The organism is Parasphingomonas caseinilytica (assembly GCF_036663755.1).
In the GTDB taxonomy this organism is placed as follows: Bacteria; Pseudomonadota; Alphaproteobacteria; order Sphingomonadales; family Sphingomonadaceae; genus Sphingomonas.
This window is the reverse complement of the sequence record NZ_JAXOJL010000002.1, coordinates 144,586-170,046: the sequence shown is the minus strand read 5'-3', so window position 1 is coordinate 170,046 and position 25,461 is coordinate 144,586. Positions and strand designations below refer to the sequence as shown.

Annotated in this window: 30 protein-coding genes; 9 read left to right on the top strand and 21 right to left on the bottom strand. The window is 65.1% G+C overall.

Annotated elements, in window-relative coordinates:
- Positions 1-79: 79 nt before the first annotated feature.
- Together U1738_RS07265 and U1738_RS07260 are read right to left on the bottom strand one after the other, a co-directional pair.
- Positions 80-655 carry a nucleotidyltransferase family protein gene (locus U1738_RS07265; RefSeq protein WP_332788380.1) on the bottom strand — a complete coding sequence of 192 codons (576 nt, stop codon included), beginning with the start codon at positions 653-655 and terminating at the stop codon, positions 80-82.
- Positions 652-1,614 carry an XdhC family protein gene (locus U1738_RS07260; protein ID WP_332788379.1) on the bottom strand — a complete coding sequence of 321 codons (963 nt, stop codon included), beginning with the start codon at positions 1,612-1,614 and terminating at the stop codon, positions 652-654. The genes U1738_RS07265 and U1738_RS07260 overlap by 4 nt, the downstream gene beginning before the upstream one ends.
- A gap of 133 nt (positions 1,615-1,747) precedes the next feature.
- Here U1738_RS07260 and U1738_RS07255 point away from each other — a divergent pair, with 133 nt between their 5' ends.
- Positions 1,748-2,812: a glycerophosphodiester phosphodiesterase gene (locus U1738_RS07255; protein ID WP_443026990.1), complete on the top strand. Its 1,065-nt coding sequence runs from the start codon at positions 1,748-1,750 to the stop codon at positions 2,810-2,812.
- A gap of 3 nt (positions 2,813-2,815) precedes the next feature.
- A complete protein-coding gene (locus U1738_RS07250) occupies positions 2,816-3,097 on the top strand; it encodes a hypothetical protein (protein WP_332788378.1) in 282 nt (93 codons plus the stop codon).
- Positions 3,098-3,279: 182 nt separating this feature from the next.
- Here U1738_RS07250 and U1738_RS07245 read toward each other — a convergent pair whose 3' ends face one another.
- Complete coding sequence (locus tag U1738_RS07245; protein WP_332788377.1) at positions 3,280-3,993, bottom strand: alpha/beta hydrolase; 714 nt, start codon at positions 3,991-3,993, stop codon at positions 3,280-3,282.
- Between the two features lie 23 nt (positions 3,994-4,016).
- Between U1738_RS07245 and phhA the strand changes: the two genes are divergently transcribed.
- Complete coding sequence (gene phhA / locus U1738_RS07240) at positions 4,017-4,874, top strand: phenylalanine 4-monooxygenase (protein ID WP_332788376.1); 858 nt, start codon at positions 4,017-4,019, stop codon at positions 4,872-4,874.
- A 106-nt stretch (positions 4,875-4,980) separates the two neighbouring features.
- Here phhA and U1738_RS07235 read toward each other — a convergent pair whose 3' ends face one another.
- From U1738_RS07235 to lipB, 4 genes are all read right to left on the bottom strand, one after another.
- Positions 4,981-5,916: a 50S ribosomal protein L11 methyltransferase gene (locus tag U1738_RS07235; protein WP_332788375.1), complete on the bottom strand. Its 936-nt coding sequence runs from the start codon at positions 5,914-5,916 to the stop codon at positions 4,981-4,983.
- A gap of 93 nt (positions 5,917-6,009) precedes the next feature.
- Positions 6,010-6,687 carry a hypothetical protein gene (locus tag U1738_RS07230; protein ID WP_332788374.1) on the bottom strand — a complete coding sequence of 226 codons (678 nt, stop codon included), beginning with the start codon at positions 6,685-6,687 and terminating at the stop codon, positions 6,010-6,012.
- 212 nt (positions 6,688-6,899) lie between these two features.
- Positions 6,900-7,163, bottom strand: a complete 264-nt coding sequence (locus U1738_RS07225) for a hypothetical protein (RefSeq protein WP_332788373.1) — start codon at positions 7,161-7,163, stop codon at positions 6,900-6,902.
- A 92-nt stretch (positions 7,164-7,255) separates the two neighbouring features.
- Complete coding sequence (gene lipB, locus U1738_RS07220; protein ID WP_443026989.1) at positions 7,256-7,936, bottom strand: lipoyl(octanoyl) transferase LipB; 681 nt, start codon at positions 7,934-7,936, stop codon at positions 7,256-7,258.
- Positions 7,937-8,038: 102 nt separating this feature from the next.
- Between lipB and U1738_RS07215 the strand changes: the two genes are divergently transcribed.
- Positions 8,039-8,875 (top strand): hypothetical protein, encoded by an 837-nt coding sequence (locus U1738_RS07215; RefSeq protein ID WP_332788372.1) that lies wholly within the window; start codon positions 8,039-8,041, stop codon positions 8,873-8,875.
- Positions 8,872-9,633: a hypothetical protein gene (locus U1738_RS07210; RefSeq protein WP_332788371.1), complete on the top strand. Its 762-nt coding sequence runs from the start codon at positions 8,872-8,874 to the stop codon at positions 9,631-9,633. The genes U1738_RS07215 and U1738_RS07210 overlap by 4 nt, the downstream gene beginning before the upstream one ends.
- Here the strand turns inward: U1738_RS07210 and U1738_RS07205 are convergent.
- Genes U1738_RS07205 through U1738_RS07195 form a run of 3 tightly spaced genes read right to left on the bottom strand, consistent with a single transcriptional unit; the run spans position 9,603 to position 11,517 of the window.
- Positions 9,603-10,196 carry a GNAT family N-acetyltransferase gene (locus U1738_RS07205; protein ID WP_332788370.1) on the bottom strand — a complete coding sequence of 198 codons (594 nt, stop codon included), beginning with the start codon at positions 10,194-10,196 and terminating at the stop codon, positions 9,603-9,605. The genes U1738_RS07210 and U1738_RS07205 overlap by 31 nt on opposite strands.
- Entirely contained in the window at positions 10,187-11,026 is an 840-nt protein-coding gene (gene hemF / locus U1738_RS07200) for an oxygen-dependent coproporphyrinogen oxidase (protein WP_332788369.1), read from the bottom strand. Before hemF ends, U1738_RS07205 begins: the two co-directional genes overlap by 10 nt.
- A gap of 41 nt (positions 11,027-11,067) precedes the next feature.
- On the bottom strand, positions 11,068-11,517 hold the full coding sequence (locus U1738_RS07195; RefSeq protein WP_332788368.1) for a tRNA (cytidine(34)-2'-O)-methyltransferase: 450 nt from the start codon (positions 11,515-11,517) through the stop codon (positions 11,068-11,070).
- Positions 11,518-11,699: 182 nt separating this feature from the next.
- On the opposite strand from U1738_RS07195, the gene petA reads away from it, so the two are divergent.
- From petA to U1738_RS07175, 4 genes are all read left to right on the top strand, one after another.
- Positions 11,700-12,284, top strand: coding sequence for a ubiquinol-cytochrome c reductase iron-sulfur subunit (petA, locus tag U1738_RS07190; RefSeq protein WP_332788367.1), 585 nt, complete (start codon positions 11,700-11,702; stop codon positions 12,282-12,284).
- A 10-nt stretch (positions 12,285-12,294) separates the two neighbouring features.
- On the top strand, positions 12,295-13,581 hold the full coding sequence (locus tag U1738_RS07185) for a cytochrome b (protein ID WP_332788366.1): 1,287 nt from the start codon (positions 12,295-12,297) through the stop codon (positions 13,579-13,581).
- 21 nt (positions 13,582-13,602) lie between these two features.
- The gene (locus U1738_RS07180) at positions 13,603-14,442 is read left to right on the top strand and encodes a cytochrome c1 (protein ID WP_332788365.1); all 840 of its coding nucleotides are present in this window, start codon (positions 13,603-13,605) and stop codon (positions 14,440-14,442) included.
- A 444-nt stretch (positions 14,443-14,886) separates the two neighbouring features.
- Complete coding sequence (locus U1738_RS07175; protein ID WP_332788364.1) at positions 14,887-15,522, top strand: hypothetical protein; 636 nt, start codon at positions 14,887-14,889, stop codon at positions 15,520-15,522.
- Positions 15,523-15,583: 61 nt separating this feature from the next.
- Here U1738_RS07175 and U1738_RS07170 read toward each other — a convergent pair whose 3' ends face one another.
- The 11 genes from U1738_RS07170 to U1738_RS07120 all read right to left on the bottom strand — a co-directional run bounded on the left by U1738_RS07170 (position 15,584) and on the right by U1738_RS07120 (position 25,394).
- Positions 15,584-16,030 carry a MaoC family dehydratase gene (locus tag U1738_RS07170; protein WP_332788363.1) on the bottom strand — a complete coding sequence of 149 codons (447 nt, stop codon included), beginning with the start codon at positions 16,028-16,030 and terminating at the stop codon, positions 15,584-15,586.
- Positions 16,031-16,036: 6 nt separating this feature from the next.
- Positions 16,037-17,323, bottom strand: a complete 1,287-nt coding sequence (locus tag U1738_RS07165) for an alkaline phosphatase family protein (protein WP_332788362.1) — start codon at positions 17,321-17,323, stop codon at positions 16,037-16,039.
- 170 nt (positions 17,324-17,493) lie between these two features.
- Entirely contained in the window at positions 17,494-18,726 is a 1,233-nt protein-coding gene (locus tag U1738_RS07160; RefSeq protein WP_332788361.1) for a hypothetical protein, read from the bottom strand.
- A gap of 399 nt (positions 18,727-19,125) precedes the next feature.
- A complete protein-coding gene (locus tag U1738_RS07155) occupies positions 19,126-19,449 on the bottom strand; it encodes a hypothetical protein (RefSeq protein WP_332788360.1) in 324 nt (107 codons plus the stop codon).
- A 1-nt stretch (position 19,450) separates the two neighbouring features.
- Positions 19,451-20,548: a redox-regulated ATPase YchF gene (ychF, locus tag U1738_RS07150; RefSeq protein WP_332788359.1), complete on the bottom strand. Its 1,098-nt coding sequence runs from the start codon at positions 20,546-20,548 to the stop codon at positions 19,451-19,453.
- Between the two features lie 117 nt (positions 20,549-20,665).
- The gene (locus U1738_RS07145; RefSeq protein WP_332788358.1) at positions 20,666-21,373 is read right to left on the bottom strand and encodes a Crp/Fnr family transcriptional regulator; all 708 of its coding nucleotides are present in this window, start codon (positions 21,371-21,373) and stop codon (positions 20,666-20,668) included.
- A 199-nt stretch (positions 21,374-21,572) separates the two neighbouring features.
- Positions 21,573-22,175 (bottom strand): TIGR02466 family protein, encoded by a 603-nt coding sequence (locus U1738_RS07140; RefSeq protein WP_332788357.1) that lies wholly within the window; start codon positions 22,173-22,175, stop codon positions 21,573-21,575.
- A complete protein-coding gene (pth, locus tag U1738_RS07135; RefSeq protein WP_332788356.1) occupies positions 22,172-22,741 on the bottom strand; it encodes an aminoacyl-tRNA hydrolase in 570 nt (189 codons plus the stop codon). The genes U1738_RS07140 and pth overlap by 4 nt, the downstream gene beginning before the upstream one ends.
- Positions 22,742-22,857: 116 nt before the next feature.
- Positions 22,858-23,547 (bottom strand): 50S ribosomal protein L25/general stress protein Ctc, encoded by a 690-nt coding sequence (locus U1738_RS07130; RefSeq protein ID WP_332788355.1) that lies wholly within the window; start codon positions 23,545-23,547, stop codon positions 22,858-22,860.
- A 99-nt stretch (positions 23,548-23,646) separates the two neighbouring features.
- Positions 23,647-24,501 carry a TraB/GumN family protein gene (locus U1738_RS07125; RefSeq protein ID WP_332788354.1) on the bottom strand — a complete coding sequence of 285 codons (855 nt, stop codon included), beginning with the start codon at positions 24,499-24,501 and terminating at the stop codon, positions 23,647-23,649.
- Positions 24,498-25,394, bottom strand: a complete 897-nt coding sequence (locus tag U1738_RS07120; RefSeq protein ID WP_332788353.1) for a TraB/GumN family protein — start codon at positions 25,392-25,394, stop codon at positions 24,498-24,500. The genes U1738_RS07125 and U1738_RS07120 overlap by 4 nt, the downstream gene beginning before the upstream one ends.
- Positions 25,395-25,461: the final 67 nt, after the last annotated feature.

Below are 25,461 nucleotides of genomic sequence, written 5' to 3'. Positions count from 1 at the left end.
ACAAGCCCGAGACCCCAGCCTGCGCTGGGGTGACGATAGTGGAGAGGGGTGACGGGTCGCAGGCCGGGGCAGGGGGGCTTCACGGCAAAGCCCGCAACCGCTCCAAATCCTCGGGCCGGTCGATGTCCAACAACTCACGGTCCGAGGCGACGACGTGCCTGCCACCCGCGATCAGCGCGCGCGCGCCCTCGTCGCCCTCCAGCGCCAGCAACGCATCGAACCGGTCCGCGCCGAACAGCGCAGGCGGGCACGGCTTCACCCCATTGCTCGACGCCACCACCGCATCCGGCCCGTCGGCGGCGTCCAGCAGGCGGTAGACATGCGCCGCTGTGACGTTCGGCATGTCGGCCAGCGCGATCAGCACCGCTTCCGCGCCGCCCGCCTGCGCCGCCGCAACGCCCAGCTTCACCGAATTGGACATGCCGATTTCGGGCCGGCCGTTATGGATGACCCGATATCCGCGCGCCGCGAAATCGAGTTCCGTGCCGCTCCGTACCACGATCCGGTCGCGAAACGGCACCGCCTCCAGCGCGCTGACGACATGGAAGGCCAGCGGCTGGCCTAGGAAATCCTGCTCCAGTTTGTCGAGCGCCCCGAACCGTTCGGAACGCCCGGCAGCGAGCAGGATCAGCACGGTGCGCTCGGCGGCGATCATGCCCCGGCGACCAGCAGTGAAGCGGCCGGCTTCTTCAATCCATCCCGCGCATTGAACGCGGCGATCATCGCGGCGGCGATCGACAAGGCGATTTCCGCCGGCCCGATCGCGCCGATATCCAGACCGACCGGCGCGTCGATCTGGTCGATCCGCTCCTCGCTCACGCCGGCCGCCGCCAGCCGTTCGCGCCGCGCGGCATGGCTGCGGCGCGACCCCAACGCACCGACATAGGCTGCATCGCTAGCCAAAGCGGCGATCAGCGCCGGATCGTCGATCTTGGTATCGTGGCTGAGCGTGACCACCGCCGTCGAGGGTCCCGGCGCATAAGCCGCAACCGCCTCGTCCGGCCAGCCATCGTCGAGCACCACGCCGGGAAAGCGTTCCTCGGTCAGGAATCGCGCGCGGGGGTCGATCACCACCGTGGCGATGCCCAGTTCGCGCGCCAGCCCCGCCAGCGCCTGCGCGATCTGCACCGCGCCGACGATCAGCAGGCGGCGCGGCGGATCGTAACGATTGACGAACATCGCGCCCTGCGCCGGACGCAGCGAGCTGGCGCCGGTATCCAGATCGGTCGTCACCGACAGCGCCTTGCCGCGGTCGCGCGCTTCCGAAATGCGGTCGAACAATTCGGGGTCGAACCCCTCCGCCGACACCGGCTGCACCATCACCGCGATCTCGCCGCCGCACGGCAGGCCGACTTCCCACGCGGCGGCATCCTCCACGCCGTAATTCTTTACCACGAACGGTGCGCCGGCGATCACATCCGCTGCGGTGGCGAGGATGTCGCTCTCCACGCACCCGCCCGAAACCGATCCCTCGAAGCGGCCATCGGCATGAACGATCATGTGGCTGCCGCGCGGGCGCGGCGCGGAGCCCCAGGTGCTGACCACGGTGGCGATCGCCATCGGCGCGCCCTTCCAGGCGGCGGCAGCGGTCAGGACGGAATCGTTGTCGGCCATGTTCAGTCCCGGATCATCGTCAAAGTGTCATCATTCCTGTGCATCGCCTGCGACGGGCGGAGGTATCGTAAGGTGCTCGGTCGCCCCCGTTGCGCTATGGCGCAGTAACGCGCTGGATTGGGATCGTTTCCGTATGACGCATTTTAAGGCCAAGCGGTATATCATGGCCATCACGGCGCTGCTGGCCGCCGCAAGCGCCGATGGGCAGGAACCCGTGATGACCAAGCAGAAGCCGCTCTCGCCCGTTATCGTAATCGCGCATCGCGGTGTCAGCGGCTTGCGACCGGAACATACGATCGCGTCCTACACGTTGGCGATCGAACAGGGCGCGGATTTCATCGAACCCGATCTGGTGCTGACCAAGGACGACGTGTTCGTCGCCCGCCACGAAAACGACATCACCGAAACGAGCGACGTCGCCAAGCATCCCGAGTTCGCGGACCGCAAGACGACCAAGGTGATCGACGGCGAAAAACATGTCGGCTGGTTCACCGAGGATTTCACGCTCGCCGAACTGAAGACGCTGCGCGCGAAGGAACGTCTGCCGCTGCTCCGCCCCGACAATGCCAAATATGACGGCCAGTTCGAGATCCCGACGCTGGCCGAGATCATCGCGCTGGCGAAGAAGCATTCGGTCGGCGGCCGGGTGGTCGGCATCTATCCCGAGACCAAGCATCCGAGTTACTTCGCCGGCATCGGCCACCCGATGGAGGCGCATTTGGTGCGCGAACTGAAGGCGGCGGGCTGGGACGATGCGAACGCGCCGGTGTTCATCCAGTCGTTCGAGGTGAACAATCTGAAAGCGCTGCACAAGCTGACCAAAATCCGCCTGATCCAGCTGATGGACAAGAAAGGCGCGCCTGCCGACAATGCTGTGCCCAGCTATGCCGCGATGACCACGCTCGAGGGATTCAAGGCCGTCGCGGCCTATGCGTACGGGATCGGCCCGAACAAGGAGATGGTCGATGCCACGCTGGTCGCCAATGCCCATGCGGCGGGCCTGCGCATCCATCCCTGGACCTTCCGTGCGGAGAATTTCTTCCTGCCGCCCGCTTTGTGGTCCGGCGTAAATCCGCGCGCGCATGGCCGTCTTTCGGACGAAATCCGGCGCTACCTGGATCTCGGCATCGATGGCTTCTTTACCGATTTCACCGCCATTGGGGTCGAGGCGCGCGCTGCGTCGCAATCCGGGAAATGAATCATGCGTAAAGCCGTCCTCGTTCTAGCTCTGCTGCCGATCGTGTCGGGCGGCTGCGTCCGCACCGTCGCCAGCATCGTCACCGCGCCGGTGAAGGTCGTCAGCAAAGGCGTCGACTGGACGACGACCAGCCAGAGCGAAGCGGATCGCAATTACGGCAAGAAGATGCGTAAGGCGGAGGAGCGGGAAGGCAAGGAGCGGCGCGCCTGGGAAAAGACCTGCCGCAAGAATCCCGACAATTGCGGACCTTATGACGGTTTTCGCGCGAGCGACATCAGCCGGTGATCCGCTGCGCCGCCGCTCTGTCCTACACGATCCTGCCTGTGCTAAACCGTGCGCCGGCAGTTCTGCCCGCTCTTTGACCTGACCCGAAGATTTGCTCCAGCCGTGCGATGGCGGCCGACGAAAAGCCGCGTACCGTGTGACCTTGTGTGAACTTCGCCCGGATTCAACCGAGAATCGCGGCGTTACATCCCGCCCAATACGCCTGCCACCGCCGCCAGCACCTCGGCGCGCATCTGCACCCAAAGATGGCTGCTCCGCACCTCGATCACCCGGCAGCCCGGTTCGTCCTCTACGCGGCAGATCGTGCCGTTGACGAGCCCGTCGCTGCGGCTCCAGATCGCGGTGGCGGGGACGGGCAGCGGTGCCATGATCTCCGCGCGCTGCACGGTGACGCGATCGGCATCGACCTTCTCGCCGCTGACCAGTTCGAACACACGCCACACATTGGTCGCGTGCGGGTGCCCGGCATAAGGCGAACTGATCGTGATGACCTCGCGCACCGAGCCGGTCACGCGGTGCGCGGCAAGGCGGGCCATGATTCCGCCCAGGCTGATGCCGACCAGTGTGACCGGTTGGTCGGTTTCGGCGTGCAGGCGGCGGATGCGGTCGAACAGCAGATCGCCCTCCACGCCGATCGCCCGGCTGCCGAGATTGCGCCCCAGGCCCCAGCCTTCCGCGCGGTAGCCGAGCGCGTTCAGATAGCGCCGCAGCACGAACGTCGAGCGATCCGAATTGACCAGTCCGGGCAGAATCAGCACCGGCCGCCCGTCGCCGCGCGGCATCGCCATCAGGCGTCGTCGCGCCGCGATCAACGGCGGCAGGCTGGCAAAGGCGCGCGGCACTTCCAGCGCCCAGAGCAATTTGGAGGGAGGGCGTGCACCCGTTTCCTGCAGCATGAAGCCTGTGATATGGCATTTGCATGACCGACGATACGCATGTTCTGGATAACCCGCCCTCCGCCGACTGGACGATCCCGCAGGATTGGTCGCATTACACGGCCGAAGATCATGCGACCTGGGATACGTTGTTCGAACGACAGGCGAAGCTGTTGCCCGGCCGCGCCTCCAATGCGTGGCTGCGCGGGCTGGATGTGCTCAAGCTCAGCAAGCCCGGCATCCCCGATTTCGAGGAACTGAGCGAACGACTGATGCAACTCACCGGTTGGCAGGTCGTCGCGGTGCCGGGGCTAGTGCCGGACGATGTGTTCTTCGATCACATGGCCAATCGCCGCTTCGTCGCGGGCAATTTCATCCGCCGCCCGGATCAGCTCGATTACCTACAGGAACCGGACGTCTTTCACGACGTATTCGGCCACGTGCCGATGCTCGCCGACCCGGTGTTCGCCGATTACCTCGCGGCCTATGGGCGTGGCGGGCAGCGTGCGCTGGGGCTGGATGCGCTCAAATATCTCGGGCGGCTATACTGGTACACTGTGGAATTCGGCCTGATCGCGGAGCCGGAGGGCCTGCGCATCTACGGCTCGGGGATCGTCTCCAGCTTCGCCGAAAGCCGCTTCGCGCTGGACGATCCCTCGCCGAACCGCATCGTCCTCGATCTGGCCCGCGTGATGCGCACCGAATACCGGATCGACGATTTCCAGCAGAACTATTTCGTGATCCCCAGCTTCGACGAACTGCTGCGGCTGACCGTGGAGACGGATTTCGCGCCGCTGTACGAGGAACTGAAGGCCCTGCCCGACATCCCGGTCGCGCAGATCGAGCCGGGCGACGAGGTGATTACACGCGGCACGCAGGACTATGCGTTGGGCAAGGCCTGAAATCCTAAAGCCGAACTAGCCCCCGTTCGGGCTGAGCCTGTCGAAGCCCAGGCGCTGCGCGTGTCCTTCGACAGGCTCAGGGCGAACGGGGTAGACTTTGCCGTCCTCATATATCCAGCGCCCAGCCGTCCCGCCCCTTGGGGTCGAACGGCTTGGTCGGCACATAGCGTTCCGCTCCGGCCGTCAGGCGCAGGATCGTCCAGTCGCCGCGCTGATCGATCGCGTCGAGCGTGACACCGCAGGCCGCGAAGGCATCGACCACGGCTTGGCGTTGCGTTTCCAGTAATCCGGCCAGCACGATTGTCGCGCCCTTGTCCGAGATCGCGGCAAGTTCCGGGGCCATCGAGACGAGCGGGCCGGCGAGAATGTTGGCGATGACGAGATCGTAGGGCGCACGAGCGGTGATCGCGTCGTCCAGCGCGCCGTCTGCGGTGACAAGCGCGATGCCCCCCACGCTGTTCGTCGCGGCATTCTCGCGCGTCACCTCCACGGCGGCCGGGTCGATGTCTGTCGCCATGATCGCGGCGTCCGGCCAAAGGTGCGCGGCGGCGAAGGCGAGCAGGCCGGTGCCGGTGCCGATATCGATCACATTGGCGAAATCGCGGTCGGCCAGTCCGTCGAGCATGTTAAGGCAGCCGCTGGTCGTTGCATGATGCCCGGTGCCGAACGCGTTGCCCGCGTCGATCAGGAAGGCTCGGCCACCCTCAGGCGGTTGGATCGGATGCGCACTGGTGTGGACGACGAAGCGCCCCTCGCGGATCGGTTCGAGCCCGGCCTGGCTCATCGTGACCCAGTCTTCGGGGCTGAGCGCTTCGATCAAGGGTTCGATATCGGCCGCGCTCGGCACCAGCGCCCTGAGCGCGGCGATCATCGCCGGGCCGGGTTCGTCTTCGCTATAGGCGTCGAGCCGCCACGTCTCGACATCGTCCTCGATCGTCTCGGTGGTCATGATCACCGCGTCGATCGCGAGATCGTCGGCGGCGTCGATCGCCTCGGCCTCGGCGCGCGTGCAGGGCAAAGTGAGCTTCCAGGAATCGATCATCCGTCCAACATCCATTCCGTTCGTGCCGCGCCGGTTACGCTTTCGGCCACTCGGGCGCGCGCGAACGGTCTGAGGGTCGCGTGGCGCTCCCCCTCAGCGCACCACCCATTGTACCGTCGGCCCGCAGGTCTTCGTGTTCCACTGATCCTTCTTCCAGCAGATCGGGTCCATGCGCGGGACGAGGATCGTGCGGTCGAAGCCGATGCCGCGCGGGAAACGCTGCTCGCCCCACGGCACCAGCGCGTTGCGGAATTCGCGCATGCGCTGTTTGGCGAGCGTGTGCAGCGAGCCGCGCGGAATGAAGATCGCATCGCGGCCGATGTTCGAGGCGACTTGGCAGAAGCCGTATTGCGCGGCGGTGGTCGAAAAGCTGCCGTAGATGCGCGTACCGAACTGGTCGAGCGCGTTCTGCGCCGCCTTCGGCGCCTTGTTCTTGCGCGCGAAATATTTGGCGAGCGTGGCGTAAGTCGATTTCAATTCGCCGGCGTGATCGATCATCATGCCGTTATATTGCGGCACGGTGAGTAGCGTCGGTGCGAACTGGCATTGCAGAGCGGCGATGTTGAGCGCGGCGCGCAGGTTCCATACCAGGCCGGCGGTCAGTTCCGCCTCGGTCGCGTCGGGCAAGTCTAGGCCGATGCCGGGCTCGTCGCCACGCACCGGCTCACCGCTGAAATCATGCGACTTCATGAAGAACTGTGCCGATGCCGGGCTGGCGGCAAGCACGCCGGCGGCCATTACGGTCGCCAGAACGGAACGCAACACTGTCATCTGCAACACCCTTAACCAAATCGCACGGCTTCGCCCGATTAGGACTTTTCGTGCGCGTTCCCAACCATTTTTATGCCGCCATTACAGCGGCCCGGCGCATCTTCACGGCCTCGCGGTCCGGCCCGTCATCGGGCGGGATTCCGAAGGCGGAATCGAAAGGGGCCGCCCGGCTGCCCGGACGGCCCCTCCACGGATCAGTCCCGAAGGGCTGATTACATCGTGGTGTTGGTCGTCGTGGTGTTGGTCGTCATCATCGTGTCGTTGGTCATGGTGTCGTTGGTCATCGCACCATTGTCCATCGCACCGTCGACGGCGGTCATGTTGTCGGACATCGTGTCCATGCCTTCGGTGGCGTTCAGATCGGTAACCATCGTGTTCTCGGTGGTCGTTTCGGTCTTCGGGCCGCAAGCCGATACCATCAGCGCCGCGCCGGCGATCATGGAACCGGTCAGAACCTTGGAGATGAGTGCACGCATTTGGAAAGCTCCCTAGATAACGGATTTGGCGACGCCTGCTGGCTTTTTGATACCCAAACCGATGTTGACGTTAACGCGATAACGAATCCGCCTCAAGCGGAGTTTTGTGCGCCACAAGAAAGTGTTTCAAGAAACGCATCGCGGTGCAACGCAAGCGCGGCATCAAAAGTTGCAAGATCGGCCTTTTTACCGAGGGTTGCCGCACTCGTCACGCCGTAATCGGCGATACCGCACGGCACAATGCCACCGAAATGCGCAAGGTCGGGCGACAGGTTGACCGAAAAGCCGTGCATGGTGATCCAGCGCTTAACGCGCACCCCGATCGCGCCGATCTTCGCCTCCCGGCCACCGTCTAGCGTCCAGATGCCGATCCGGCCGGGGGCGCGGAACGCTTCGATACCGATCTCGCCGAGTGCCGCGATCACCCAGCCTTCTACGTTATGGACGAAGCATCGCACGTCGCGCCCGCGCTTGTTCAGATCGAGGACGAGGTATCCGATCCGCTGACCCGGCCCGTGATAGGTATAACGCCCGCCGCGCCCGGCCGAGACGACCGGGAAACGCGGGTCGATCAATTCGTCCGGCGCGGCGCTGGTGCCGGCGGTGTAGACCGGCGGGTGTTCGAGCAGCCACAGCAATTCGCCGGCCTCGCCCGTCGCCACGAAGGCGGCGCGCGCCTCCATTTCGGCCAGCGCCGTCGCGTAGTCGGTCAGGCCGGGCGACACGCGCCATTCGGGGGGAAGCTTGGGAATCACGCGACCGCATGTGCGCATGCAAAGGTTGTCGCGCAAGCTCGGGGTTCGCGTGCAAGCATTGGCAAGCGCCGCCGCCATGCGCTAACGCAAGGGCTAGAGCATGTTGCGATGGGGAATGGCGTGAAGATCAGGGTCAACATGGGCAATGTGTGGGACCGCGCGACCGAATTCCTCAGCGACCAGATTTCCGCGATCCTGCCGATCGCCGTGCTGGCGATGGTGTTGCCATCAACGGTGTCGGCGATCATCGCGCCGCTCGGCGCAGCCGGCGGGCTGGCCGCGCTGCCGATCAATCTGCTCTCGCTGGCGCTGACGCTGGTGACCGTCTGGGCGCAGCTAGCGATCGTCGCGTTGGCGCTCGATCGGATCGCGGGGCGCGGAATGGCGATGCAGGTGGCGTTCCGGCGGCTGTTGCCGTTCATCGGCATCATGGCGGTACTGTTGGTCGCGTTCGTGATCGTGATGCTGCCGATACCATTCGTGCTGGCGGGATACGGCATGGATATTCAGGCGGCGATGGCGAGTGGCGCTCAGGTCAACATTCCGCCGGCCGCAGCGGGCATCATCTCGATCTACACCATCGTGCTCGTGCCGGTGTTGATCTTCGTCGGCGCGCGGCTGGCACTGCTGACGCCGGTGGTGGTGTACGAACGGCGCGGGCTGGGGTCGATCGGCCGGTCCTTCGCCCTGACGCGCGGGCTGGTGTGGAAGATCATCGGTATGCTGATCCTCTATGCCATCGTCGCCGGGGTCGCGATTCTCGCGACGCGCACGGTGTTCGGTTCGGTGCTGCGGCTGGCGCTGGGCGGGGAGGGGCTGATCACGCCGGCCGGTGTGCTGACGGCCTTGATCGTCGCGATCGTGCAGGCCGTGTTCGTGCTGCTCGCCTGCGCCTTTACCGCCAAATTGTACCTTGCCGTTCGCGATGCGCGCGGGGCGATCGTCGAGTCGGTATGAGGCTGGATATCATGGGCGTCCTGCGCGACGCCTGGGCGCTGTTCCGGCGCGATGCCGACCTGTTGGTGCGCATCGCCTCGGCCTTTCTGTTCGTGCCGCAACTGGCGATGCTGATGATCGTGCCGGCCATGCCCGCGATCGCCCTGACGCCGGAGATGGGCGAGGCGGAGCAACGGGCGCTGGCGCAGGTGCTGGCCAACTGGATCGCCGCCAATGGCGGCTGGTATCTGGGCGCGACGGTGCTGGTGCATTTCGGTACTTTGGTCGTGCTGTCGCTGTATCTGCGCCGCGACCGGCCCGACGTGAAGATGGCGATGACCGGCGCGGTGCGGCAATTCCCGCGCTTCCTGCTGGCGATGATCATCACCGGGCTGCCGCTTGGGATTGGATTGTATTGGGCGGTGCTGCTGATCCCGGCGCTGTACCTGCTCGGCCGGCTGATGCTGACCGGGCCGGTGCTGGCCGACCGGCAGGCCGGCAAACCGGGCGGCGTGCGTGCGGCGATCGGGCGTAGCTGGCGGCTGACCAAGGGTAATGGACTGGTCCTGTCGGGGCTGGTGTCGCTCACCGTGATCGGGGGCGTGCTGCTCGGCGCGCCGTTCGTGCTGATCGACAAGGCGCTCAGGGCGGATGCTCCCAACCCGATCGTCATCGCGCTGGCCGATATCGGCGGCGCAGCGGCGGTGGCGATCATGCTGCTTGCCGCGATCCTGCTTCAAGTCGCGGTCTATCGCCGGCTGGCGAACGACGGGATCTGAGGCGCGGCATCGGCGGGCAAGGCGCCGCTGATGCGGGGGTCGGGGAACGTCTCGATCGTGCGCGATACGGGCGTGAAACCCGAGGCACGGTAGAAACCGAGCGCGCTCGGGTGATCGAGCGTGCAGGTGTGCACCCACACCCGCTCGACGCCTTTGGCCCAGGCAAGCATCAGCGCATGCGCCATCAGCCAGCGGCCATGGCCTTGCCCGGTCAGTTCGGGGATCAGCCCGACATAGGACAACTCGCACGTGGCGGGGTTGCGGAAATCGAGTTCGAGCATGCCGACCTCGATCCCCGCCGGATCGGTCGCCGCGAATATGCGGACGTCCGGGTGGCGGACGATCGCGGTCAGCGCCGCGTCGTCCATCAGCAGGCGCGAGAACCACAGCCACGGCGCACCCACGCGCCGGAACAGCGCGCGATACTTGTCCGGCGAGGGTGCTTCCCAGCGCACCAGCCGCAGCCGCGATTCGGGCAGCGGGCGGGCCGGGGGCCGCTTCGTCATCTCCAGCGTGGTGACGATTGTCGCCACCTCGTCCTGCGCGACGGGGGTCAGTCCCATGTCGCGACCGGCGGCAGGCTCATCAGGATCGCGTCGATATTGCCGCCGGTCTTGAGGCCGAACAGCGTACCGCGATCATAGACCAGATTGAATTCGGCATAGCGCCCGCGCCATGCGCGCATCGCCGCGATATCCGCGTCGTCGAACGCATCGTTCATCCGCCGCCGCACGATTCGCGGGTAAGTATCGAGAAACGCCCGCCCGACATCCTGCGTGAAGGCGAAATTGGTGGCGAAATCACCCTCCAGATGATCGTAGAAGATTCCGCCGACGCCGCGATGGACCTGGCGGTGCGGAATGTAGAAATAGTCCTCCGCCCATTTGCTGAAGCGCGGGTAATCCCCCGGCGCATGCGCATCGCACGCGGCTCTCAGCGTGGCGTGGAAATCCTCGGTGTCCGCCGCCACCGGCAAAGGCGGGTTGAGATCCGCCCCGCCACCGAACCAGCGCTTCGTAGTAACGAGGAAGCGGCAGTTCATATGCACCGCCGGAACATGCGGGTTGGCCATGTGCGCGACCAGGCTGATGCCGGTGGCGAAGAATTTCGGGTCGTCGCCCGCGCCGTGGATCGTCTTGGCGAAATCGCCCTCGAAACTGCCGCCGACGGTGGAGACGTTGACGCCGACCTTTTCGAACACCTGCCCCTTCATCACCCCGCGCACGCCGCCACCGCCCGGTTCGCCGGAGGGATCGGTGCGGTCCCATGGGATGTATTCGAAATCCGCGTCGGATCCCGCCTCGCGCTCGATCGCCACGAATTCGGCGCAGATCTGGTCGCGCAGGGATTCGAACCAGGTTCGGGCGGCGGTCTGTTCGGAATCGAGTATCATGCCGCCGCCCATAACCGATCCTCACCGTGCCGGGGAGGATTTTACGCCGGCCATCCGCCGGTCTGGCGCAAAGCCTCGCTCGCCACGATGCCCGCCGACACGGAAATGTTCAGGGATCGCATCCCTGCACGCATTGGGATCACCACGCGCACATCGGCGCGATCGTGCACCTCGTCCGGCACGCCAGCGCCCTCACTGCCCATCAACAGCACGTCGTCGGCCCGGAACTCCGCCGCGTGCAGCCGCACCGCGCCCTTCGTCGTCAACAGCACGATCCGCCCCTGCACGTTGGCGACAAAGGCATCCCAATCGGCATGGCGCACCACATCCACCGCGCCGACATAATCCATCCCGGCCCGCGCCAACGCCTTGTCGCTCCACGTAAATCCCATCGGTTCGATCAGATCGACCCCCAGCCCGAGGCAGGCGGCGGTGCGGAGGATGGCGCCGACATTGCCGGCGATATCGGGCTGGTACAGGGCTATGCGCATCTGCGAACCATTCGCACATAGGGCATGCCCGCGACAACAGGCCAAAATGCTGTTGGCAAAGCGTATCTCCCGCGTCTATCAGCACGGCGGCCCCCGCGGGAACGGGGGATCGGGGACGCGTATCTGATCTCGTCGCATAAGCGGCTCCGATGAATCGCCGGATAAGTTGCAAGGGCAAGTGCATGGCTAGTGTGGATACCGCTGTCCCCCCCGGTGAAGATCCGGTCTCGGATCATGACGACGTCTCGGATCCGCGTCGGCGCGACTTCATCAATATCGCAGCCGTCGCCTGGATCGGCGTTGGCGGCGCGACCGTCCTGCTGCCGCTCATCAACCAGATGAGCCCGAGCGCAGACGTGCTGGCGCAGGCGACGACCGAGATCGATCTGTCCAAGATCGTGCCCGGCCAGGCGATCAAGACGTCTTTCCGCAAGCAGCCCTTGTTCGTGCGCAACCTGACCCCGGCCGAGATCGCCGCGGCGGATGCCGTACCGGTCAGCGAATTGCGCGATCCGCAAACGCTCGCCGAGCGCACCAAGGAAGGCAAGAAGAACTGGCTGATCACGATGGGTGTCTGCACCCATCTCGGCTGCGTGCCGCTGGGCGCCGGCGAAGGCGAGAATCGCGGGCCGTTCGGCGGCTATTTCTGCCCATGCCACGGTTCGGCCTACGATACCGCAGCACGTATCCGCAAAGGCCCGGCACCGCTGAACCTGCATGTGCCGGACTACAAGTTTTCGTCAGACACGACCGTGACCGTCGGTTGAGGATCTAGATATGAGCTTTCCCTGGGCCAAGCATTACGCACCGACCAATCCATTCATGAAGTGGATGGACGAACGGCTGCCCGTTCCGCGTCTCGTCTATAACGCGGTCGGCGCAGGCTATCCGGTGCCGCGCAACCTCAACTACTTCTGGAACTTCGGCGTGCTCGCGGGCGCGGCGCTCGGTATCCAGATCATCACCGGCATCGTGCTGGCGATGCATTATGCGGCCAATGGCGGCGTGGCGTTCGATTCGGTCGAACACATCATGCGAGACGTCAACGCCGGCTGGCTCCTGCGCTATGCGCACGCCAACGGCGCGTCGATGTTCTTCATCGTCGTGTATCTGCACATCTTCCGCGGGCTCTATTACGGATCCTACAAGGCCCCACGAGAGATGGTGTGGCTCTTGGGCGTCGTGATCTTCCTGCTGATGATGGCCACGGCGTTCATGGGTTACGTGCTGCCATGGGGCCAGATGAGCTTCTGGGGCGCGCAGGTGATCACTGGCTTCTTCTCGGCGATACCGGGGGTCGGCGAAACGATCCGCGTGTGGCTGCTCGGCGGCTTCGCGCCGGACGATGCGGCACTCAACCGCTTCTTCTCGCTGCACTATCTGCTGCCGTTCGTGATCGCCGCCGTCATCATCCTGCACATCTGGGCGCTGCACATTCCGGGGTCCAACAACCCGACCGGCGTGGCGGTGAAGGGCGAGCAGGATACGGTGCCGTTCCATCCGTACTATACCGCGAAGGACGGCTTCGGCCTGGGCATCTTCCTGCTCGTGTTCGCCGCGCTGTTGTTCTTCTACCCGAACTATCTCGGCCATCCGGATAACTACATTCCGGCGAACCCGCTCTCGACGCCCGCGCACATCGTGCCGGAATGGTATTTCTGGCCGTTCTACGCGATCCTGCGCGCCTTCACCGCAGACTTCATCCTGCCGGCGAAGCTGTGGGGCGTGCTGGCGATGTTCGGTTCGATCCTGCTGCTGTTCTTCCTGCCCTGGCTGGACAGCTCGCCGGTGCGGTCGAACAATTATCGTCCGAAGGCGCGGATCGCGTTCTGGATCCTGGTGCTCGACGTGCTGGTGCTCGGTTATTGCGGCGGTTCGCCTGCCGATCCGGCCTTTGTCATCGCCAGCCAGATCGCCGCGATCTATTATTTCGCGCACTTCCTGATCATCCTGCCGATGATCTCGCGTTCGGAACGGCCGCTGCCGCTGCCGAATTCGATCACCGAAGCGGTGCTCGCGAAGCATGGCGGCACCAGCCCCGCGCACAGCGCGCTGGCGTCGTAAGCGAACAAGAGGGGTATCGACATGGTTCGCTTTATCGCAATGCTCGTCGGGATCGCCTTTGCCGGCGTCCTCGCGATCGCTCTGTTCAGCAGCGTTTCCGGCGTGATCACCGATCCGCCGGCACCGACCGCCGAGCATGAATTCCATCTGCATCCGAAGGAACTCGATCTGGCCAGCAACGGCCCGCTCGGCAAGTTCGACATGCGTCAGGTCCAGCGCGGCCTGCAGGTGTACAAGGAAGTCTGCTCGGCCTGCCACTCGCTGCGCCTCGTGTCGTTCCGCGACATCAAGGACATGGGCTATAGCGACGGCCAGGTGAAGGCGTTTGCCGCCAGCTACGACAACATCCCGTCGATCAACCCGGATACGGGCGAAGTCGCGACGCGTAAGGGCGTGCCGTCGGATCGCTTCCCGTCGCCGTTCGCCAACGACGTCGCTGCGCGCGCCGCGAACAACAACGCGCTGCCGCCAGACCTGTCGCTGATGACCAAGGCGCGTCATGACGGTTCGGCCTATATCTATTCGCTGCTGACCGGGTTCCAGAACCAGCCGGCCGAACTGCTGAAGAAATTCCCGGACGCGAAGACGCCGACTGGCCTGCACTACAACCCGTATTTCGCGAACCTCAACATCGCGATGGCACCGCCGCTGACCGCCGAGGGCCAGGTGACGTACACCGACGGCACCAAGCCGACGGTCGACCAGATGGCGAAGGACGTCGCGGCGTTCCTGACCTGGACGGCGGAACCGAAGATGCAGACCCGCCACAGCGCCGGCCTCGCGGCAATGCTGTTCCTCCTGATCTTCTGCTTCCTCGCTTATGGCGCGTATCAGAACGTTTGGCGGAACGTGAAGCACTGATCGGGCAGCGGATTAGCGCAAGCTAATCCGCGTCTCGGCCCCGATCACGGTCGGCGGGCCAAAGGCCCGACCGACGGCGCGGCTTCGCCGCGACGCGCGACCAAGCGCCGAGCCAGTTTAAGGCGCGCTACCTACCCCGTTCGGGCTGAGCCTGTCGAAGCCCAAGCGCTGCGCGTGCCCTTCGAGAGGCTCAGGGCAAACGAGTTGGGGAATTACCAAGCCCAAGCCACCACCGTCATCCCCGCGAAGGCGGGGATCCCGCTTCTTCTACTTAGTGCGGGGCAAGGCAGCGGGATCCCGGATCAAGTCCGGGATGACGAGTTAGCGGTCATCCCGCTTCACCCAGCATACACCCAGCCGCCACGGAACGATATCCGTCAGCCCCTCGTTCTCCCCAGGTCTGCGGCGCGCGTCACGCCGCACTCCGCGTTCAGGAGATTCAAAATGCTTCCCACGAAAATGAAATTCGCCGCGCTTGGCCTCGTCGCAGCCGTCGGCCTTGGCGGCTGCGTCGACGATTACGGCTATGGCGGCATGTCGGTCGGCTACAACAATGGCGGCTATTATGGTGGCTATGGCGACGGCTATTATGGTGACGGCTATGGCTATCCCGCCAATTATTATGGCGGTTACGGTGGTGGTTATTTCGGCTGGTACGGCGACTATTATTATCCCGGCACCGGCTATTACGTCTACGGCCGCGATCGTCGCCCATATCGCTGGAACGACCAGCAGCGTCGCTATTGGGAAGGCCGGCGCGGCAACAATTGGGGCAATGGCCAGGGCCGCACCAACTGGCAGGGCTTCAACGGCGATCGCGGCCGCGATCCGCAGGGTGGTCGCCCCGATTGGCGCGGTGATCGGCGCGGCTTCCAGCAGGGGCAGGGCACGCGACCCGACTTCCAGGGCAGAGGCGACCGGCCGGCTTTCCAGCAGGGACAGGGCGCACGCCCCGATTTCCAGAGGGAACGCGGCGATCGTCAGTCGTTCCGGCAGGAAAATCGTCCCTCAGCCGGGCAGGGCGCGGCGCAGGGCCGTCAGCAGGTCAATCGTGGCGGCGGGCGGCGCGGACGCGACTGAGATTGGCCAGCACTCCAAATGTTTGTCATCCCCGCCTTCGCGGGGATGACGGTGGAGATTGCTAGGCCGGCCGCGTCTGCACCAGCCCGATCGAGGTGAACGTCATCACTGCCACGTCGTCCTGATTCAACACCAACATCTTCGATCGGAAACTGCCCATTTCCGGCCGGCTCTGCGACGCGCGCTTCTCGATGATCTCGGTTTCGCAGCGCAGCGTATCGCCCGGAAATACCGGCTTCAGCCAGCGCAGTTCGTCGATCCCTGGAGAGCCCAACCCCGCCTGCCGGTTCGCCTTAAGATTGGCGACGACCATTGACATGACCATCCCGCAGGTATGCCAGCCGCTCGCCGACAGCCGTCCGAAATGCGTCTGCGCCGCCGCTTCGTCCGACAGGTGGAAGGGTTGCGGATCGAACTTCTCGGCATAGGCGATCACCTCGTCACGGGTGACGTGATAGCTGCCGAAGCTGGCCTTGCTGCCGACCTCGATATCCTCGAAATATTGCATGCGTCTTTAGTCCTTCAGCACGCCCCGGAACGGCGCGTCCGTGCCGTCGATATTGGTCGCAGGCGGCAAGCCGATCAAGCGGCGCAACAATGGCGCGATATCGACATTGTCGAACGCGGGCAGCACGCCCTGCGGCTTGATCGCGGGTCCGTTGGCGATGAACAGGGCCGCCATATCGGGCGCGAAATTGTCGTAGCCGTGCGTGCCCCCGTCGATCGTGTCGTCGGGCTTGGGTGCGCTCTTGTTCAGCATCCAGCCGGTCTCCGGCAGGCAGAAATAGGGCGGGACGCGCGGGTTCGCACCATAATGGAACCGTGCCGGGATTTCCGCCTTGCGCCAGCAGTCGAAATGGTCGTGATGCCCGAGCAACGCGCGCTCCAGCGCCCGTTCATGCCCCGCAACGGGATAGAAGCTGGCGAACGGGCCGGAATCGAATTGGCGATAGGTGCGGGGATCGGCGATCTTGTCCATCGCGATCGTGCGCGCCGGCGAAATCGCGGCCATGCCGTGATCGGCGACGATCACCAGATTGGCCGGCTGCCCCAGCGCGCGCAACCCCGCGACCAGCGTCCCGATCGTCCGGTCGACATCCGCGACCGCCGCCGTCACCTCGGGCGAATCCGGGCCGAATTCATGCCCGGCGCTATCGACCGTATCGAAATAGAGCGTGAGGAAGCGGGGCCGCGTTTCGGCGGGGCGGCGCAGCCAGTCGAGCGCACCCGCCACGCGTTGGCTCGCGGGCACCGCGCCATCGAAGGGCCACCAGTCTTCCGGTCGAATGCCGCCCACCGCATGGCCGCCATGGTCCTTGGCCCAAGTGCCGCTCCACGCGACGTTGGATCCCGGCCAGAACATCGTCGCGCTGCGAATTCCGGCCTTCTCCGCCGTCACCCAGATCGGCTCAGCGGCGTTCCACCAGAACGGATTCTTCGAATCGTCCATGGTGAATTTCACGCCGGGCAGTTGGGTATCCTCCATCGAATTGGCGACGATGCCGTTCCGGTCCGGGCGCAGGCCGGTCACCAGCGTCCAATGGTTGGGAAACGTCTTCGACGGAAAGCTCGGCCGCATCGCCGCGCTGATGCCCCCGGCCGCCAGTGCATCGAGATTGGGCGTGACGCCGCGCGCGCGATAATCGGGCCGGAAACCGTCGATCGAGATCAGGATGGTGACGGGCGCGCGCGCCTCGACCGGGGCGGTCTGCGCTATGGGTTGGGGCGGCGCCGATGTGGCAGCGCAGGCGGAAAGCAGAGCGAACATGGTCGCTGCGGCGATAGGTTTGATCCAGTGCATCACCGCTCCTTGCTATCCTCCTGCGACATGATTGTGACGACGGCCTTGAATCGGCACGTCACCCCGGACGCGTTCCGGGGGCCGCCGTGCCGCAAACCCATCCACGGAATGTGTGCGGCACGGTGGATGCCGGAACAAGGCCGGCATGACGGTTTATTATCGCCGCGCGGTCAACTCCCGAGTGATAGCTTCGCGAACAGCGTGAAGCTTACCGGCATCTTTCCGTACGCCCGGTCCAGCGCGGCGGGCAGGAAATAGGTGCCGACCGTCCCGCCGAGTGCCACGTTCACCGGCCCGACCAGCTTCACGCGCCGGGCATAACCGCCCTCCAATTTGCCGACGCGAAAGCGGCGGTGGTGCAGCGGGCTGGCCTCGTCCGGAAACAGCTCGTCGTTCGCGACATTCTCGAACCGGCCGAATACGCTGTTGTGCGCGTCCAGATCCCAGTTCGCCTCGCCCAGGAACGCGGTCAGCGTGCGGCCCGGTCCCTTATCCTTGGCCGAGAAGGCGAAGGTCGTGGTCAGCGGCCCGGTCGCATATTGCACGCTGGCGGTGGTGCGGCGTTCGTTGCCGTCCGGCTCCAGTTCCTCGGGCGATTTTAGATGGCCGTAGCTGACCTGCAACGCCCAGGCGGGGGAGGGTGTCCAGGTGCCACGCACGCTCCACGAATCGAGCTTCGGCGTCTCGATGTTCCAGCGCCGCTCGTCCGGTTCGCGACCGCGAAAGGCGGACGCTTCAATCTGGAGCTTCGGCGTCGCGTATCCCGCCGTCACCACACCGTACGTGATATGCGTGCTGTCGAACCAATGATGCGTGATCGGCGCCAGCGGATTATATTGCGCCGACTTGCGGTGCATGAACGCCGATGGCCCGAGCGCCGGCTCACCCACCGGGCCGCCATACAGGAACACGCGGCTGTTCTCGCCCACATCCACGTCGAGCTTGCCGGAGAGTTCCATGAACAGATCGTGCGGATGTTGCCGGTCGATCAGCGGTTGCCCGTTCGCCGCCTCGCCGGTGGCGAGCAGGCTGGGATAGCCCCGCGCGCCCATCAGCGGCTCCAGGCTGAGCATCGTCTGCAAGCGCAGGCGCACGCCGTCCGACAGCGGCCGTTCGGCGGTGATCATCGCCATGGACTGCACGAACGCCATGTTGTCGCCGCGCGGGCCGCCCTGGTCGGTATAGGCGCCCCAGGCATAGCCGTGCGCCATCAGCATCCAGTCGCCGGTCATCAGGTGCACGCCCTGCATCATGCCCTCGTTCGCGGGCAGGCGCGACGTGCCGGACCCTTCGGCATAGTCGCTGCCGCCCATGCCCATCTGCATGGTCATGCCGGGCATGTCCTTCGCATCCATCGTCATCGTACCGGACATACCGGTATGACCCATCTGGGTATGATCCATTTGTGAATGGTCCATCTGCATCGCTGGGGCGGGAACGGAAGGCATTCCTCCTTCCTGCTTCCCCGGCGAAGGCCGGGGCCCAGTCGCGACGTCCGGCGTAACGACGGGCGGCGCTTCGTTGCCAGCGTCTCCCGACTGGGCCCCGGCCTTCGCCGGGGAAGCGGAAGCGGAAGCGGAAGGGGCGGGGGCGGCGCGCTTCTTCTTGGGCGCGGGTTTGGCCTTCGCCTTCGGCGCAGGCTTCATCGGCATCGTCATGCCGTGCATATCGTGGTCCATCCCCTGAGCCATCACCGGCACGGGAGATAGAAGCACCGCGGCACAGGCCGCGCGCAAACAAGTCTTCATCGCAATATCTTTCGCATGGAAATCATGAACATCGGGGAGAGACCTCCCCGTCGATCATGCGTCCGTGCGTGGCGGCGGCGTCGCGGGCGGCGAAGACCGCCCCGCATCGAACCGGACGAGCGCAACGATCCGCATCGCCCCTTCGGGCCGCAACGGCACGGCGAACGCCGGCCGCACCAGACTGGCTGGCGGAATGCATCCCATGCAGCTATGCACCGCGATCGCCTTTTCGTGGTCCCGCATTGGCGCGGGCGCAGGCGCGTCGTGGCCCATCGTCATGCCCGTCATCTTGCCCGACCCGTCATGGCACGGCGCACTCGCCATCGCCGGCAGGGCGAAGGCGGCCAGCAGCAGCGCAAGGATCAGCCGGGCGATCATGTCAGCTGTGCAGGAAGTGCATCACGTCGCCGTCCTGCACGACATAGGTCTTGCCCTCTGCGCGCAGCTTGCCGCCTTCGCGCGCGCGCGCTTCGCCGCCCAAATTGACGAAATCGTCGAACGCGATCGTCTCGGCGCGGATGAAGCCCTTTTCGAAATCGCTGTGGATCTCGCCCGCCGCCATCGGCGCGGTCGCGCCGACATGCGTCGTCCAGGCGCGCGTTTCCTTGGGGCCGACGGTGAAGAAGGTGAGCAATTGCAGCAGCGAATAGCCGGCGGTGATCACGCGGGCGAGGCCGGTTTCCTCCAGCCCGAGTTCGCTCAGGAATTCGCCGCGTTCGTCGGGCGCCATCGTCGCGATCTCTGCCTCGATCGCCGCCGAGACGACGACTGCCTGCGCGCCCTCGGCCTTGGCCTTCTCGAACACCTTGGCCGACAGCGCGTTGCCGTTCGCCGCATCGACCTCATCGACGTTGCACACGTACAGCACCGGCTTGGCGGTCAACAATTGCGCTTGCGAAAACACGCGCGCCTCGTCCTCGTCCTTGGGCACCGTCAGCCGCGCGGGTTTGCCGTCGCGGAGCAGGTCCAGCGCCTGGCCGAGCACAGATGCGGCGATCTTCGCCTCCTTGTCGCCCTGCGTCGCCTTCTTGGCGAACGCCGGCACGCGCTTCTCCAGCGATTCCAGATCGGACAGCATCAGTTCGGTCTCGACCGTCTCGGCATCGGCGATCGGATCGACCTTGCCTTCGACATGCGTCACGTCGGTTTCGGTGAAGCAGCGCAGCACATGGACGATCGCGTCCACCTCGCGGATGTTACCCAGGAACTGGTTGCCCAGACCCTCGCCCTTGGACGCGCCACGCACCAGTCCGGCAATATCCACGAAACCCAACTGCGTCTCGATGATCTTCTGCGATCCCGCGATCGCCGCCAGCTTGCCGAGCCGCGGATCTGGCACCGCCACGTTGCCGACGTTCGGCTCGATCGTGCAGAACGGATAATTCGCCGCCTGCGCCGCCGCCGTTTCGGTCAGCGCATTAAACAGGGTCGATTTGCCGACATTCGGCAGTCCGACGATACCACAACGAAAACCCATCTTGTACGCCTTGAGATCATGGATGCCGGGCACGCCGGCGACATGGGCACGCGCGATACGGAATAAGCGGCGAAAACGCCAGCATGCTTAGCCAGCGTGCTTGGAATGCCATCACGTTCAGGTATTGGTCCGCTCCAGATGCAGATAGCCGGAGGTGAAATCGCCGACCTGCTGTAATCCGCGCCAGTCCGCCACGGTGACGGAGCGCTTGTGGCGCTTGATCAGCCCGCCCGTTTCCAAGGCTTTCAGCGTGCGGTTCACGTGCACTGCCGTCAGGCCAAGCGTATCGCCGAGTTGTTCCTGCGTCATCGGCAGGTCGAACGTCTCGCGCGGGCCAAGCCCGGCATGTTCGCGCCGCATCGCCATCTCGCACAACATATGCGCGGTGCGCGCACGTGCATCGCGCCGCCCGACGTTGACGATCCATTCCCGCATCAGCGATGCCTCGACCAGGGTCTCGCGCCACAGCGCCTTGGCGATCGAGGGATGCGTCGTGGCGGCCTGAATCAGTTCTTCCACGGAAACCATCAGCGCCGTCGCGATGGTCAGGGCCTGGATATTATGGTCGGATTGATCGAGCAGAATATTCTGCACGTCGATGAAATCGCCGGCCAAGTGGATCGACACGATCTGCCGCCCGCCATCCCCGACGATCTTGTGGCGATAGACATAGCCACTCTGCAGGAACGAACAATATTTCGGCCGGTCGCCTTCGCGCAGCAGATACTGGCCGGGTTCGAATTCGCGCTCGAAGAAATCCAGTTCGTCCAGCGCGGCGATCTCGCGCGGTCCTTGCGGATAATGCGCGGCCAAACGGGCACTCAACCAATGTTGCGACGACGATCCGGCCACACGCTTCCTTCCAATGCGGAAGAGGCGGCTGGCTCCTTAGCAGAGCCGGCAATTCCGGTAGTCGTTACGGCTAGGGCGAAACGTCCGATCGGTCGCTGATGTAGAGCTGTCGGCTATATCACAACATATGTTACGATACCCGAATATTCGGACCATGACGGCTAAGTGCCGTTCAACGATAATTGAAGCTGATGCTGATCCGGTCCTGCTTGCCGTTGCCGCCGGGCACCTCATGCCGCAGCCAGCTTTCCCATAACAGGATCGTGCCATCTTCCGGCGTAACATAGACGAACGGTTGCAGCTCTTCCGGCGCATCCCCCGTGCGGGTCGGCGCGGCCATCATCATCGGCAGGCGCGGGTCTTCCAGCTTCAGCCCGGCCGATCCTTCCGGCAGCGCGATGTAGATCGTGCCCGACACCACCGAATGCGGGTGGATATGCCCCGAATGCGCGCCCTTCGGTTTCAGGACGTTGACCCACAGACTGTCGAGCTTCAGCTTTTTGCCGCCCAGGTCGAACGCGCAGTCCTTCGCGAATGCCGCGACATGCTTGTTCAGGTGCCGCACCAGATCGCCGAATGCGGGGTCGCGATGCGGCAGATCGTCGAGCGAGGCGTAGGAGGTGTAACCGCGATAGCCATGCGCCTTCGACCATGCCCGCCCGGCATGATCGTCCTCGGCCAGCATGCGGCACGATCGGTCGAGATCGGCGAGAAGATCCTCATCGCCGAGCGGTGCTTCGTACAGGCGGGTGGCGAACAGTGAGCGGATGGTCATGCCGCCAGCCTTACCGCAACGTCGCTCATAAAGCGCCCGTCATCCCCCGCTGCCAGCCAAGGTGCTTCGGCGGAGACGGCGCCGAGGAGATCAGCCAGTTGGTCCATCTCCGCTTTGGCATAATTACCAAGAACATAGCCGTGGACGCGATCCTTGTGGCCGGGGTGCCCGATGCCGAGCCGCACGCGGCGGAAATCCGGCCCCAGATGCTGGTCGATCGATTTCAGGCCGTTATGTCCGGCCGTGCCGCCGCCGGTCTTCACCTTCACCTTGAAGGGGGCGAGATCGAGTTCGTCATGGAAGACGGTCAGCGCGGACACGTCCAGCTTGTAGAAGCGCAAAGCGTCGCCGACGGAGCGGCCGCTTTCGTTCATGAAGGTGGCGGGCTTGAGCAGAAGCACTTTCTGCGTGCCGACGCGGCCTTCCTGCGTCCAGCCGAGAAATTGCTTCTTGGGCGGCGCGAAGCCGTAAACATCGGCGATCGTATCGGCGACCATGAAGCCGACATTGTGCCGGTTCAGCGCATATTGCGTGCCCGGATTTCCGAGGCCGACCCAGAGTTGCATCTTCTAAAAACTCCCCTCCCCCTCGGGGAGGGGTTGGGGGAGGGGCAGTCCGGAACGCTGACGTCCGCGTGACTTCCCCACCCCAACCCCTCCCCTGAAGGGGAGGGGCGTTTAGATCACTCGGCCTTGTCGCCTTCGGCGTCGTCGCCTTCAGCAACTTCGGCTTCAGCCTCGGCTGCTGCTTCGGCATTCGCCTCGGCAACCGCTGCGTCCAGCTCTTCGTCCTCGGCCGTCGGCACGGTCGGCGGAACGATCGTCGCGATGGTGAAGTCGCGGTCGGTGATCGCCGGCTCGACGCCCTTGGGCAGCGTGATGTTCGAGATGTGGATCGAATCGCCGATCTCACGACCCTTCAGCGAGACGGTGATCTCGCTCGGGATTTCGGATGCGTCGCACACCAGCTCGATCTCGTGCTGCACGATGTTCAGCACGCCGTTGCCCTTGGTGATGCCCGGCGCGTCGTCTTCATCGGTGAACACGACGGGCACGCTGACATGCACGGTGGTGTGCGCGCCGATGCGCAGGAAATCGACATGCGTCGGGCGATCGCTGACGACGTGGAACGACACGTCCTTCGGCAGCGTCAGCACGGACTTGCCGCCGACTTCGATCGACACGGTGGAATTCATGAAATGCCCGGTCATCAAGGCGCGCATCAGCGCCTTTTCCTCGAGGTGAATCGAGATCGGGTCTTGCTTGTTGCCGTAGATCACGGCGGGTACGCGGCCTTCGCGGCGCAACAAACGGGAGGCTCCCTTGCCAACCTGTTCGCGCGTCTCGGCTGCGAGCGTCAGTTTTTCGCTCATCATATGCTCCGAAATGCAGGTTCAAATCCGCCCCAGGCCTCCAGGGATGACCCTGACGCGGAAGCGCGCGCCTTTATGCGAAAAGTGCGGGAAACGCAACTATTGCACGCGCGACACCTTGAGTCCCCGCGCCGCCAGCATCGCCACCACCGAATCCTGCCCCACCAGATGCCCTGCGCCAACTGCAACCAGCACATGCCCCGGCGCGCCCATCCGCCGCGCGATCCAGCCCGCCCAGCGCGCGTTGCGTTCCGTCACCAGCGTGCGTTGCAATTCCGGCGCACCCCGGAACGCCGGTTCGAAACTCGCCGCCAGCGCCCGCACGTCGCCCGCTTCCCAGGCGGCGAGCGTCGGCGCATAGCCATCCGTATCCCTCAACGCCCGCGCCAGCAACACGCGCTGCGCCGCCTCGGGCAGAGCATTGAAGATCGCCAGCTGTTCCCCCTGAGTCTCTAGTGCATCCCGCCGCCGCCCGGCGAAACGCGCGGCCAGCGCCGCCTCCACGCCATGCTCGGGCGAGGCCCCCGTCGCGCGCATCGGCCCGGCCGCCAACGTCACCGCCGCCGCCCAGGTCCGCAGCCCGTTCAGCGTCTCGATCGAAACCCCCGCCGCCTCCGCCGCGTCGGCCAGCACGGCATGCTGTTCCGGCGCGACACGCTCCGAGATCGGCGGCAATCCCTTCGCCGCCGCGAATTTGGCGAACTCAACGCCAGCCGTCTCGGGCGACGCCGCCGCGATCTCTGTCACCAAAGTATCCGCCCCGTCGATCGCCCGCGTCACCGCAGGCGTCTCCCAGTGCACGCCGGGCGGCAGCGCATGGATCGTACCGAGCAGCCAGATCTCGGTATCGCCGTCGCTCACCCGCCACAAAGCCGGCCGCGCCTCGACCGCCGGCCTGCCGCATCCCGCCAGCGCCAGCAGCGCCAGGAACAGACAGCGCCGGAAACCGATCAATATTTGATCCGCACCGACGTTACGTGCCGTGCCTTCAGTTCGTCCAGCACGCTACCCTTGCCCGCCAGATGCCCCGCGCCCACTGCGACGAACACGACGCCCGGCTGATCGAGCCGATCCTTGATCCAGTCGGCCCAGCGTTTGTTGCGATCGAGCAGCAGCACCTTGGCGACTTCCGGCGTGTCCTTCATGTCTCCGTTCATCGAATCGGCCAGCGCCTTGGGCTGTCCGTGCGACCAGTCGGCGACCATCTCGTTCAGCTTCGGCCCGATCTTGGGCAGGTCGCGCACCGTGGAGGTCAGGAATTTCACCTGCACGTTCTCGGGCAGCTTGGCGAAATACCCCAATTGCTGCTCCGCCGTTTCCAGCCCGATCACCGGCTTGCCCGCGCTCTTCGCCGCCGCCGTCAGCACCGTCTCCGGGCCGTTTGCAGGATCGTATCCCATCTTCAGGATCGGCAGCAGCGTCAGGTTCGTCGCCGCCAGCCACGGCTGAAAGCGGTCGAACGCCGCCGCCGGCAGGCCGAGGCCCGTCACCGCCTTCGTATAAGCCGGGCGGTCCTTCGCCGGCAGGCGCTCGGTCAGCGTCGGCCCGGCGGGCGAGGTGCCCAGCTTCATCACCAGCGCCTGCATCACCGGCGTTTCCGGCGCGACCATTTCAAGCACCAGTTGCTGGCTGGAATCGAACGCCGTCTTCACCGCGTCGTCGAACCAGGCGATGCCGGGTTTCAACACATGGATCGTGCCGAACAGGTAGATCGTCGTGTCCGCATCCTTCACCACCCACAGCGCCGGATCGGCCTGCGTGACGGCCGGCGCGGGCGCGGCGGTCTGCGCGACGGCCGGGGCGGCCAGAAGAAGGGCGAGGGCGGCGAGCGGGCGGCGATAGGTCATGCCGCCGTCTCTACCCGTCCGCCGCGCGGATGCAACGCACGCGATTTAACCACGATGCTCCACCCGT